The 13,272-nt window shown below is 66.4% G+C and carries 5 protein-coding genes; 1 reads left to right on the forward strand and 4 read right to left on the reverse strand.

The window, feature by feature from the left end; translation table 11 throughout:
* Positions 1–470 precede the first annotated feature (470 nt).
* Positions 471–7,121, forward strand: a complete 6,651-nt coding sequence (locus E9232_RS19705) for an autotransporter outer membrane beta-barrel domain-containing protein (protein WP_309796648.1) — start codon at positions 471–473, stop codon at positions 7,119–7,121.
* Positions 7,122–7,474: 353 nt separating this feature from the next.
* On the opposite strand, the gene E9232_RS19710 is transcribed toward E9232_RS19705, so the two are convergent.
* The 4 genes from E9232_RS19710 to E9232_RS19725 form a co-directional block, all read right to left on the reverse strand.
* Complete coding sequence (locus E9232_RS19710; protein WP_309796650.1) at positions 7,475–7,738, reverse strand: hypothetical protein; 264 nt, start codon at positions 7,736–7,738, stop codon at positions 7,475–7,477.
* 185 nt (positions 7,739–7,923) lie between these two features.
* Positions 7,924–8,382, reverse strand: a complete 459-nt coding sequence (locus tag E9232_RS19715; RefSeq protein WP_309796652.1) for a TolC family protein — start codon at positions 8,380–8,382, stop codon at positions 7,924–7,926.
* Between the two features lie 177 nt (positions 8,383–8,559).
* Entirely contained in the window at positions 8,560–11,700 is a 3,141-nt protein-coding gene (locus E9232_RS19720; RefSeq protein WP_309796655.1) for an efflux RND transporter permease subunit, read from the reverse strand.
* Positions 11,701–11,720: 20 nt separating this feature from the next.
* The gene (locus E9232_RS19725; protein ID WP_309796657.1) at positions 11,721–12,947 is read right to left on the reverse strand and encodes an efflux RND transporter periplasmic adaptor subunit; all 1,227 of its coding nucleotides are present in this window, start codon (positions 12,945–12,947) and stop codon (positions 11,721–11,723) included.
* Positions 12,948–13,272: the final 325 nt, after the last annotated feature.

Consider the following 13,272-nt stretch of genomic DNA (forward strand, 5'->3'; position numbering starts at 1 on the left):
GCGCGAGATCTAGAGCGCCCATCGCCCCGATCTTCTTTGGCACCAAGGAGATCGGCACGTCGGATGGCCATCGACCCGGTCATTGTCCAGAGCCTGATATTTATCATTTGTTAAGTCCTGATTGATTCATTTGATCGGCAGTTCACCGCCGTCGTGGATCTTTATCAGGCAGTTGCACTTCTCTCGGGCGTGTCATCGGATACACATCGTCCGACAAACCGCATCTGGACCCATCGATAAGTCCCATCTGGACCTATGGCATAGCAAAATATGGCGATACGCTTTCTCAAGACGTGCACTAAATCGCAGATTTCCGATGGAGGACATCCGCGCCGGGCCGCGTCGGGAGCATTTGAGTAAAGATTTAGGGGGATGCGATGACACAAGGGTCCGGTTCCCGCGCCAAGGCGGGCTCGCGGTCTGTTTCAAAAGTGAATCTGACCTGGCCCGCCGTAACTGGACGGGGCCTGATGGCCGGGCTGCTGGGCACGACGGCCTGGCTCGCCATGCCGGATACGGCGGCCGCGCAGCCCTGCAACCTGGTCATGATTGGGAACGTTGCCACCTGCACCTATTCCGGCAGTTCTTCCACATCTGGCTTCCAGGGTGGCTCTCCCGATGCGGCGCCGATGTCGGTGACATCGACCGGCAACATCACGATGCCGGTGCAGACCAACGAGGCTGTCGGGCTGAATTTCGGGTCTTCCGGACAGAATGTCACCAGTGGGCGCGGCGGCAATGTCCAGGGGCTGCTGCTGACCAACCAGGGGTCGATCACTCTGAACGGCGCCGCTTCGACGGGCGACTACAGCTTTGGTATCCAGGCGGTCCAGGCCGGCGGAAGTGGCGGGCCTGGTGGGTCGAGCATCGGCGTCAATGGCAGCGGGGTGCCCGCGGGCATCACCATCAACAATTCGGGGGCCATCGCCCTCAATCTGTCCGGCATCGATGTCGGCGGCGGCGCCGGCATCTGGGGCGATGACGCCGGCGGTGACGGCCCCGATGGAAATTCGGGCGGGTCGTCCTCGGGCACGTCGATCACGAGCAGCGGGGCGATCACCGCCAATGTCAACTCCTATGGCGGCTTTCTCGGAATCCTTGCGCAGTCGGCGGGCGGCGGCGGCTCGATCAACGGCAGCAATGTCGGAACCGGCGGCAATGCCGGGCCCGCGTCAATCACGCTGACGCAGGGCGGCGATGTCAGCTTGCAGCTCAATGGCTCGACGTCGGCCGTCCTCGGGTCGGGCGGCGGCGTGGTGGCGTTGGCGTCCGGAGGGACTGGCGGCGGCAACAGCACCGGCGGGCAGAACGCCGGGAACGGCGGCGGCGTCGCCGGAGCCGGCGTCTCGATCACCGACGCGACCGTTTCGACCACGGGCACCAACCTGCCCGGCATCGTGGCCTTCGCCCAGGGCGGTGTCGGAGGCCAGGGCGGGTCCCAGGACAGTGGCGGTTTCAGCAACCATGCCGGCCAAGGCGGGGACGGCGGCGACGTTAATGGAACGGTCACGGTCTCGCTGACCGGCTCGTCCCCCGGTTCCGCTGGGGCGGCGACCAACGGGACCAATTCTCCCGGCATCTATGCGCTGAGCCTGGGCGGCCAGGCCGGCGATGGCGGCTATCTCGACCCGCGCGGCGGCGAAGGCACGACCGGGTATGGCGGCAATGGGGGCGATGCCAATGCGGTCACGGTGAGCCTGGCCTCGGCTTTCATCACCACCACCGGCACGGCCTCTCCCGGCATCATCGCTCAGTCCGAAGGCGGCGGCGGCGGCAACGCCGGCAATCCGACCGGAACCGGCGAGATCTACGGCGGCAATGGTGGCAATGGCGGGACCGCAGGCACCGTGACCGTCACGGTCGACAGCGCCTCGACGATCCAGACCAGTCAGACCGGCTCCATCGGCATCCTGGCGCAGTCCCTGGGCGGCGCCGCCGGTGCAGGTGGCGCGGGGCAGGAGGAACATGGCGGAGCGGGCGGCACCGGCGGCAATTCGGACATCGTGAGCGTGACCAATGGCGGTTCGATCACCACCACCGGCGATACCGCCCATGGCATCGCCGCTCAGTCGCTGGCCGGCGGCGGTGGATCCGGAGGCGGCTCCTGGGCCCTCTTCCACTCCGACGGTGGGGCGGGCGCGACGGGTGGCACGTCGGGCGAAGTCGACGTCGCCAACACCGGCTCGATCACCACGAACGGGCAGAATGCTCATGGCGCCATGCTCCAATCCATCGGTGGGGGCGGCGGCGCCGGCGGCGGTGCCGGGGGGCCGATCTCCAATGTCGGCGGCAGCGGCAGCGCCGGGGCCGCCGGCGGCACTGTGGTTTTCACGTCGAATGGCGGCAGCATCACGACCAACGGCATTTCCTCGATCGGCGTGCTGGGCCAATCGATCGGTGGCGGCGGTGGTGATGGCGGCGGTGGCACTGGCGGCTCCATCACCATCGGCGGCAGCGGCGGAACGGCGTCGGCCGGCGGCCAGGTCAGTGCCTTGCTCAATCAGGGCACGGCCATCCAGACGACGGGCGACAACGGCGTCGGGGTGGTCATGCAATCGATCGGCGGCGGCGGCGGCAATGCCGGCCACGCCTTCAGCGGGTCGATCTTCACATCCTTCGCGGTCGGCGGTACGGGCGGCAAGGGCGGCGGTGGCGGCACCGCCACCATCGACACATCAGGGGCGACGATCGTCACCCAGGGGTCCAAGGCGCCGGGCCTGATCGCGCAATCGATCGGCGGCGGCGGTGGCAACGGCGGCCAGGCCTTCGCGGGGTCCATCGGGGTGGGTCTCGACGTCTCGGTGGGGATCGGCGGCGCGGGCGGCTCCGGCGGCGATGCCGGCACGGCCGCCGTCACGGTGGTGAACAGCGCGATCGCCACGGGGCAGGCCTCGGCGCTTGTCAACGGCGTTGGCAGCGGTGGGTCCTCCAACGCGCTGCCGATCGACAGCATCGGCGTGCTGGTCCAGAGCATCGGCGGCGGCGGCGGGACCGGCGGCACGGCGATCGCAGAGGCCGTCGCAATCGCCCCGCCGACGGGTGACGACAGCGCCGCGATGGCCGTCGCCGTGGGCTTGGGCGGGGCCGGTGGCGTGGCCGGCGCGGGCGGCAACGCGCAATTCTCCCTGTCGAACGGCGGCACCATTACCACCAGCGGCACGGGCTCGACCGGCGTGCAGGTCCAGAGTATCGGCGGCGGCGGCGGCGAGGGAGGCGATTCTTCGGCGATGGCGGCGGTGCTGGGCTATGGGTCGAACGGCGCGCCGAAAGACACGCAGTCGCTCGGCCTGACGCTCAGCTTCACAGTCGGCGGCGCCGGTGGCAATGGCACCGATGGTGGTGACGTGCAGGTCGCGATCGGCGGCACCGTCGCCGGCGGGGCCGACCAGGGCGGCAGTGCCCCGACCTCGATCGTCACCTATGGCGACTATGCCGACGGCATCAAGGCGCAGTCGATCGGCGGCGGCGGCGGCAATGCCGGAGTCGGCAGCGGCAACACCCAGGGCTTCGGCACCTCGGAGACCACGTCGCTCAGCGTCACCCTGGGGTCGAAGGGCGGGACCGGCGGCGATGGCGGGTCGGTGACCGCCGATGTGTATGCCGGCAACGGCATCATGACCTACGGATCGGGCGCCATGGGGGTGCTCGCCCAATCGATCGGCGGCGGCGGCGGCTCCTCCCAGGGCGGGTCGTTCAATGTGGTCCAGAGCTTCTCGGCGGAGGACAAGACCATCAAGCCGGGCGCCAGTTTCAGCCTGGGCGGCAACGGCGTCAGCGGCGGCACCGGCGGCACGGTGAACGTCAACGTCGCAGCACCGATCGTCACCTATGGCGGCGACGCGACCGGCGTGCTGGCGCAGTCGATCGGCGGCGGCGGCGGGGTCGGCGGCTCGGCCGGCTCCGACGGGTCGGCCGACAACCCGATCGTCACGGCCTTGAAGGGCCGTGAGTTCGGCAGTGACATCTCGAGCACCTTCGAAGGCCTGAACAACAGTGGCTCGCAGCCGGCGCTCAACCTGACCATGTCCCTGTCGATCGGCGGCACCGGTGGGTCGGGCGGCACCGGCGGATCCGTCACCACTGGCTTGTCGGCCCCGATCGCCACCTCCGGCGACTGGGCCCAGGGCATCGTCGCCCAATCGATCGGCGGCGGCGGCGGCAAGGGCGGCACCGCGGCCGCGACCGGCACCGGCAACTTCGCCGAGATCTCCGACAATTTCGACCATGCCATCGGCGGCAATGGCGGAAGCGGCGGCGATGCCGGCGCCGTGCAGATCAATTTCGGCCAAGGCTCTACGGTGGCCACGGGCGCACCCAACGCCCAGAACAGCGTCATCGGCGGGTTCGGCGCGTCCGGTGTGGTCGGGCAGAGCATCGGCGGCGGCGGCGGCATCGGCGGTGACGGCACCGATGTCGCCACTGGCACGATCACGGTGGGTGGTGCCTCCAACGGCAATGATGGCGGCGGCGGCGGCAATGGCGGCACCGTGAATTTCACCAGTTCGAACAGCAGCACGGCGAACATCATCACCGCCGGCGCCGCGGCCGATGGCGTGGTGCTGCAGTCGATCGGGGGTGGCGGCGGCATCGGCGGCGCCGGCTCCTCCTTCTGGACCCTGAACGGCGGGCCCCAGATGCCGAACCAGGCCGCGGACGGGTCCCCAAACCAGCCGCTGAATCTCAGTGTCGGCGGCGGCGGCAAGGCCAATGGCGACGGCGACACCGTCACCTTCGATTCCAGCAACGGCCCCGTCGCGATCTCGACATCGGGCTACAACAGCTTCGGCATCCTGGCGCAGAGCATCGGCGGCGGCGGCGGCCTGGTCAGCGCCACGCGCAGCACGACGAGCCAGACCACCAAGCTTGGCGGCCTGGGCACCGGCAACGGCGGCGAGGTCGATGTGACCCTCGGCAATGGCAGCCAGATCGCCACCTCGGGCATCGGCGCCTTCGGCATCGCTGCGCAGTCGATCGGCGGTGGCGGCGGCGCCCTCCGCGTCATCGGGTATCCGGCCGATATCCCCGGGCTGGTGACCGGTTATGACGGCAACACGTACCAGTCCAAGCCCTCTACCGGCAATGGCGGTGCGGTGAACGTCACGATCGATCAGGGCTCTTCCATCTACGTCGCCGGTGCGGGCTCGATTGGGATTTTCGCGCAGAGCGTCGGCGGTGGTGGTGGGCTGATCGCCAATGGCAACGGCATGTATGCCGGCGCCCCCCTCGCCGGTCATGCCAGTGGCTCAGCCACGGGTGGCCCCGTCACGGTGACGGTGAACGACTCGGTCATGGCAGCGCCCACGGCCCAGAGCGCGATCGGGATCTTTGCTCAGGTCGCGGGCTATGGCGCCCCGACCGGGCGGGCGGATGTGGTGATCAACAACTACGACAACCAGGGCACCACCATCTCCGGCGGCACCGGATCGGGCAGTGTGGGTGTCTGGATTGACACGCCGGCGAACGGCCCGGTCGCCTATGTGACGAATGACTGGGCCACGATCACCACGGCCGACGGCACCAACGGCACGGCGATCAAGGTCACCGGCGGCGGACAGGTCGCCGTCGCCAATAATTCCGGCGTCGTCGACAACACCCCGATCAACGGCACCATCACCGGCTCGATCTACACCAATGGCGGCCAGGTCAACGGCAACGGCACCTTCAACGCCGGTCCCATGATCGAAGCCGCAAGTGTCGTGAGCAGTGGCACCTTCAATCTCGGGATACCCGGCGAATTGCGGGCCGTCCGTGTCACCGGGGATTTCACCGAGACCGGCGATGGCCGGCTGGGCGTGACCTTCGACTCCCTCAACAAGGCGGCCGGCCACCTCCAGGTCGGCGGCACGGCCAAGCTCGACGGCAAGATCGTGCCAACGGCGCTGACCCTGCTGCCCGGCGCGCTGCCGGTGGTCAGCGCCGGCCATCTCGTCTCGACGGCGGACGGGCTGGACTCGCTGCTGTTCCATTGGGACACGGCCCAGTCGGGCAACATCCTGACCCTGGCGCCGCGGTCGGACTTCTCGCCCAGCGGCGTGACCTTGAGCAAGAGCGAAGCCTCCCTCGCCCGCTACCATGAGCGGGCCTGGAACAACGGCGACACCGCCTTCGCCACCCGCTTCGCCGAACTGTCGCGGATCAGCGATGCCGGCGACTACAAGGCGGCGCTCGACGCCTATTCGAGCAAGGCCACCCACGCGCAGTCGATCGCGCTGGCCAATTCGGCGGGCACCATCCTGGGTGCGGCGATGAGCTGCCCGGTCTTCGTCGACCAGAACGTGCTGCTGGGCGAGGACAATTGCGTCTGGGCCCGGGTCACCGGCAGCTGGACCGACCAATGGGCCAGCGGCGACACCCAGGGCTACCACGTTTCCGGCACCACCTACCGGATCGGCGCCCAGCACGAGATCCTGCCCGACTGGTATCTCGGCGCCTCCTTCGCTGCGGGGAAGACCTGGGCGACGATGGACCAGGTGTCGTCCGGCGACGGCGATACCTATGACGGGTCGATCACCCTGAAGCACACCATGGGCCCGTGGCAGTTCGCCGGCTCGGTCGCCTTCGCCGGCGGCGAGTTCCACACCGACCGGCAGATCCGCCTGCCGGGGGTGAGCGAGACGGTGAAGAGCGACCCGAGCATGTTCCTTGCGGGCGGTCGGCTGCGCGCCGGCTACGAATTCGCCTTCGACGACTGGTACATCCGGCCGTATGGCGACCTCGACGTGATCTACACCGACCTGCCCGGCTTCGAGGAGAAGGGCAGCGACCTCTACGCGCTGGATGTGCGCGGCAGCAGCAAGACCAGCGTGGCGCTGTCGCCGATGGTGGAGTTCGGCGGGCGGCTGGATGTGGACGAGGCGACGACGCTGCGGGCCTATGCGGCGTTCGGGGTCAGCTACCTCCCGGACAACACGCGGACGATCCATTCCAGCTTCGTCGGCGCGTCCTCAGCCGACGGCACCTTCAGCGACTTCATCGACTCGCCGGAGGTGATGGGCAAGATCGATCTCGGGTTGCAGCTGTTCCGGGCCGGCGGCTTCGAGCTGAAGGGGGAATATACCGCCGATGTCGGCGACACCTTCCTCAGCCAGACCGCCAGTGCCCGGTTCGCCTATCACTTCTGACGGCGGGATATCGGCGACGATCGGGCCGCAGGGTCGATGCCCCCGGCCCGGTTCTCGGCAAGGCGGGATATCAGTAGGTGTGATTTGGGTTGTGGCCGGACCGCTATGCGTCCCTCCCGTCATGTCCGCTTCGCAGAGGCAACTGCGATGACCGCTTTCGGGCAGTCCCTGAGACCCATGTGATCGAGAAAGCGCCGGATTCTTCGGGTCTTGGCGACGTCTGGTCCTGAGGAGCCAACGCAAGGGCCGCTTATAGCGCTCCGCGGCCGAGATACATGGATCGGGAATACGGAGAGCGACAAAGCCGCTTCGCTACGAATTCCGAGCGAGGGGCGATAGCTACCTGGCCGGCGTCACCGACTAAGCCACTTCTGTCGTTGGCTCGACGCCGCGGCACTTGAGATTTTCAGGCGGCGCGCGATCTCCGAGTCCGGCAGACCCTCACGGAACATTTGCCGGATGGCCCGCTGGCCGGCCTCATTGAGGCGGCCCGCAGGCGCCTTCCACCAAGCGCTCTCGTCGACGCCGGCGGCCGCGTGCTGCTCGCGCAGCGCCATCAGAGTCTGGTTCAGGTGCTCCACCTGCCGCACGGCAGCGTCGATCGCCGTGAGCGTCATTGCTCTGGCCATCCGCTAGTGGACCGACTGGGCGGTCGGGTGGCCGAAAGGGGCCCTGCAGTTCGCTCGGTGGTACCTGCATCCGTGATCGATGAAACAGGACGCGAGCCAAGAGCGCCGGGCAGTGACGCGACTTCCAAACTCCCCCATCGAAAGGGAACAGCCCAAATGTCGCGCTCGTGCGGTCAAGCGCAATGCACCAGCTCGACGAGATGTTCGTCGGTGGCGATCTGGTTCTGTGCGACGGCGAGCCGGGCCCGATAGCACCGGATCTGCAGATAGGCGTCGGCCGTGCCGGCAGCGACCGTTATCCGGGTCCCCACCGGTTGGGCTTCCGCCGCTTGGGCTTCGGTATTGGCGGCGGCCGCGTCCCGACGCGATCCGCCGAAGAGGTCAATCTCCCAACTTGCCCAGGGCCCGATGACGTCCTCATGACCGTCGCAGTGGAAGCCGGGCGAACTGTTGGCGACGGAACCGAACGCACCGTTCAGTCTCAGATGCTTATAGGTCCTCGAGGCGTTGAAGTCGACGGTCGGTAGAAGCTGTGCGCCGGCGCTGGCGGCCGTGGCTCTCGCTTGGCGCACCCGTGCATAGGCGGCGTCGAGATCCAGGTTTTCATTCAGCGCCCGTTGAACCCGGTCCACCAGTGATCTAGCGGCAGCGTCGTGGGGCCCAGCGTGGGCGAAGTATCGGTGCCGTCGTGGAACGGCGCGAACTCGACCTTGGGAGGGGTGTAGTCCGGGCCAACTGTGCAGGCTGCCAGGGCGGTGCTGAGCAGCGAGCTGCTCAGCCCCATCTTTCCGGTGGTTCGAAGTTCCGGGTCATGACGCGCGCTTGGAGCCAATCTTGCGGATGAAGGTGTAGAAGGCCGGCGTGAAGAGCAGGCCGAAGATCGTGACCCCGAGCATTCCGAAGAACACGGCGGTCCCCAGCGATTGCCGCATCTCCGCGCCCGCCCCGGTCGCCACGACGAGCGGGAAGACACCGAGGATGAAGGCGAAGGAGGTCATCAGGATCGGGCGGAGGCGGATCCGAGCGGCCGCCGTGGCCGCCTCCTCCGGTGTATCACCGTCCTGGTCCTGTCTTTGCCGGGCGAACTCCACGATAAGGATCGCGTTTTTCGCTGCCAAGCCGACGAGCACCACGAAACCGATCTGCGCCAGGATGTCGATCGGCATGCCCCGGAAGTCGAGGCCGGTCGCCGAGGCCAGGAGGCACATCGGCACGATCAGCACGATCGCCAGAGGGAGCTTCCAACTCTCGTATTGGGCGGCCAGCACGAGAAACACGAAGACGGCGGATGCTGCGAAGATCGCGATGGTCGGGATGCCCTGCTGCTGCTGCTGATGCGAGAGCTCGGTCCATTCAATGGTGAAGCCGGCAGGCAGCACCTGCTTTGCAAGGACCTCCATCCGAGCCATCGCGGTGCCTGACGCGACGCCGGGTGCTGCTGCTCCCAGGACGTCGGCCGCTGGATAGAGGTTGTAGCGTGGGATACGATAGGGAGCGGTTTCGTCGTGGAGGCTGGCGACCGAACCGACCGGCACCATCTCACCGCTAGTGTTACGCACCTTGAGGCGCGCGATCTGCTCCGGAGTCTGCCGGAAAGCTTCATCGCCCTCGACAAGCACCTGGAAAGTGCGGCCCAGATAGTTGAAGTCGTTCACATATTGCGAACCGAGGTAGAGCTGCAGCGTGGAGAAGACGTCGGTTGGCGTCAGCTGGAGCTTCTCGGCCTTCTCGCGGTCGATGTCGGCGTAGATCGACGGCGAACCTGCATTGAAGAGTGTGAACACGCCACCGAAGGCCGGATCCTTGTTGGCCGCCGTGACCAGCGTATTTGTCGCGTCCGCCAGCGCTTGGGGGCCAGAATTGTTGCGGTCCTCGACCATCAGCTTGAACCCGCCCGCGGAACCGAGGCCTTGGACTGGGGGAGGATTGATCACCAGCACGAAGGCATCCTTGACGACAGCCAGGCGCTTGCGCACCTCGGCCAGCATGGTGGAGGCATTCACGCCTGGGATGTGCTTGCCGTAGAGCGAGGGCAAACCGAGGAAGATCGTGGCCGAGTTGGGTGCAACGGTGCTTGTCGTCACATCGAAACCGACGTTCGCGGACGTGTGCTCGATGCCGGGGGTCTTCAGGATGATGTCGTTGACCTCCCGAACCACGGCGTCGGTCCGAGCGAGGCTCGAGCCGGCCGGCAGCTGGATGACCGTGACGAGATATCCGATGTCCTGCTCCGGGATGAAGCCTTCAGGCATCCGTGCGAACTGGAAACCCGTGAGCGAGATCAGCCCGACATAGACGACGAGGATGAGGGCTGTCGCCCGAACGAAGCGCGCAGTTATCCGAGCGTACTTCGACGACATCCACTCGAAGCCGGCATTGAAGCGGCCAAAGGCGCCCTGCAGAATCCGGTTCAGGCCTCTGCGCTCAGCATGGCCGTGGTGCGGCTTCAGCAGCACCGCAGCGAGCGCCGGGCTCAAGGTCAGCGAAACGAAGCAGGAGATCACCGTCGAGGCCGCGATGGTGGTGGCGAACTGCTTGAAGAAGAGGCCCGAGATGCCGGAGATGAACGCAGAAGGGACGAAAACCGCACAAAGAGTCAGCGCAATGGCGATGAGCGCGGTCGAGACTTCGCTCATCGTCTGGTGGGCGGCTTCCCGAGGCGATAAGCCTTGGGCCATGTTGCGTTCGACATTCTCGACCACGACGATCGCGTCGTCGACCACGATGCCCACCGCCAGTACTAAGCCAAACAGCGACAGGTTGTTAATCGAGACACCGAGTAGGGAGAGGAGCGAGAAAGCACCAACGAGCGATACCGGTATGGCGATGACCGGAATGAGGGTCGCCCGCCAGCTTTGCAAGAACAGGTAGACCACGCCGACCACCAGGAGGATCGCGATGGCGATGGTGACCAGAACTTCGTGGATGGACTGGCTGACGAACGTGGTCGGATCATAGATGTTGACGTAATCCATACCCGGCGGGAAGCTCTTCTTGAGCTCGGCCATCTTGTCCCAGACTGCGTGCTCTACCTGGACCACGTCCGCGCCTGGGGTGGCGATGACCCAGAAGGGAGCAGAGTCGGCGCGATCCGCATAGGCTTTGGAGCCATAGTCCGCTGAGCCCAGTTCGACGCGACCAATGTCGCGGATGCGGGTGACGCGACCCTGGGGGTCCGTCTTCACGATGATCGAACCGAATTCCTCGGGCGTGGTAAGGCGACCGAGTGCGCGGACGTTGATTTGGTAGGCCCCACCGGTGTTGCTGAACACGGGCGGCTGGTTAAGAGCGCCAGCCGAAACCTGGGTGTTCTGAGCCCGCAGGACGGTCAGGATGTCGCTGGCGCTGACGTCGCTCGCGGCCGCCTTGTCCGGATCGATCCAGATGCGCATCGCGTACTGCCGTTCGCCCAAGACCCAGAAGTCGGCCACGCCTGGCAAACGCGCGATCTCATCCTTGACATTCAGGATCATGTAATTGGAGATGTATTCCGCGCTCCGGGATCCGTCTGGTGAGTATGGAAAGATGCCAAGCAGTAGAGCCGGGATCGTCTTCTTGACTTGCACGCCTTGGAGCTGAACTTCCTGCGGCAGCCGAGATAGCGTGTCCTGCACTCGATTGTGCGTCAGCATGAGCGCGGTGTTGATGTCGGTGCCGATCTTGAAGATCACCGTAATGTTGAGCTGTCCGTTACCCGTGGACTGACTGCTGATGTAGTCCATGTTCTCGACGCCGTTGATGGCTTGTTCGAGCGGTGTCGCAACGGTGCGGGCGACGACGTCGGCCGCGGCGCCGGGGTAAGAGGCCGTGATCTGGACCGTTGGGGGAACGATGTTCGGATACTGCGCCACCGGCAGGAATGCCGCTGCGGCAAGTCCGAACACCGTGATGAAGATATTGATGACTGCCGCGAAACGGGGGTGATCAATGAAGAAATGTGAGAGTTTCATGATTCGGCTCAGCCCCAGTCCTAGTCGAATGCGACTTTGAGGGTTTCGGCGTGAGGAGCGACGGTGGCGCCCGGGCGGACGGTCGGGATGCCGTCGACGATCACGCGGTCGGAGGGTTCGAGGCCGGAGCGGATGACGCGCAGGCCTTCGCGGAGATCACCGATCTGGACCAGCTTCGGCGTGACCACGTTGCTGTCGCTGACGGTCAGGACGATATGGTTCGACTGGTCGGGCAGGACGGAAGCGTCCGGCACGAGCATGGCCATCGCGGGGGCCGACACGTCGACGCGGACGCGGGCGAAGCCGCCAGGCGTCAGGAGGCCGTCGGTATTGGGGACGGTGGCGCGGGCATGGATGGTGCCGCTCGAGCGGTCGAGGGTATTGTCGATGAAGTCGAGCGTGCCCTCATGGGTGAAGCTCTTCTCGTCGGCGAGCGAGATCTGCACCTTGTCGGCGAGCGGGCCGGCCTGCTTCTGACGATCCCGCAGGAACGTCATGTAGTCGGCCTCGCTCATGTCGAAGTTCAAGTAGATCGAGTCGGTGGAGACGACGGTGGCGAGCAGGGTGGTGGGGCTGGTGCCCGCGCGGCTGCCGGCGATCAGGTTGCCGACCGAGACCTGGTGCGTGCCGATGTGGCCGGTGAAGGGGGCCGTGATGCGGGTGTGGTCGAGATCGAACGTGGCGTCGCGCACAGCGGCCGTGGCGTCGTCGAGGGCCGCCTGGGCCGACCGCTGCTCGGCGGCCTTCTGGTCGGCGTTCTGGACGCTGCCGTTGCCGGTCTGCTTCAGCGAATTGGCGCGGACGAGTTCCTGGTTGGCGAGATCAAGCCGGGCCTGGGCGCTTTGGACCTGGGCGGCGGCTTGGCTCAGCTTGATCTGGTAGGGGGTGGGGTCGATCTCGAACAGGAGATCGCCCTGGTGGACGATGTCGCCGTCCTTGAAGCCGATCTGGGTGAGGGTGCCGCCGACCTGGGCGCGCAGTTCGACGCTCTGGACGGCCGAGAACTGGCCGAGGAACTCGAGGCGGCCGGCGACGTCGCGCTGCACCGGGGCGCTGACGGCGACGCTCGGCAAAGCGGCCGGTGCGACGGACGCGGCCGGCGAGGCCATCAGCTGCGGGCCGGCGATAACCCCGCCCGCGACCAGGCCCAAGACGATCAGGGAAACGCCCCAGGCCTTGAAACCGGGCTTCTTGGAATGCTGGCCGCTGACTGCTCCAGCCTGGCGATGAGTGAGTACGTCCGACATGTTGCCCTCGCTAATTCATCGATCTGGTTGAGTCCGCGATAACTATCTATCGATAGGTTGATGGCGAATAGATAGATGCCGGCGTGAAGGGCTGTCAATATCTATCTATCGATAGAGCGGCATTTATGCTGCGGTCATCCAGAGCGGCTGAGCCGGATCGGCTCACGAGAAAGGAGGACGGGGGCCTGGCTCCAGGACCCCGCGCCCCTAATGCGGCAGCTCGCCTTGGATCCTCGCCACGCCGGCACGGGCACAGACCTCGTCCTTGTCGCCGCCGGGCGAGCCGCCGACGCAGATCCCGGCCACGATTTAGTTGTCTGCCTCG

Origin of the sequence: Inquilinus ginsengisoli (assembly GCF_031453975.1) — a bacterium.
Lineage (GTDB): Bacteria > Pseudomonadota > Alphaproteobacteria > DSM-16000 > Inquilinaceae > Inquilinus > Inquilinus ginsengisoli_A.

What these genes read in the sequence shown, in the direction of transcription:
- E9232_RS19725 (WP_309796657.1), bottom strand. Translation starts at nt 12,947, where the DNA reads ATGTCGGACGTACTCACTCATCGCCAGGCTGGAGCAGTCAGCGGCCAG.
- E9232_RS19710 (WP_309796650.1), bottom strand. Translation starts at nt 7,738, where the DNA reads ATGACGCTCACGGCGATCGACGCTGCCGTGCGGCAGGTGGAGCACCTG.
- E9232_RS19705 (WP_309796648.1), top strand. Translation starts at nt 471, where the DNA reads ATGGCCGGGCTGCTGGGCACGACGGCCTGGCTCGCCATGCCGGATACG.
- E9232_RS19720 (WP_309796655.1), bottom strand. Translation starts at nt 11,700, where the DNA reads ATGAAACTCTCACATTTCTTCATTGATCACCCCCGTTTCGCGGCAGTC.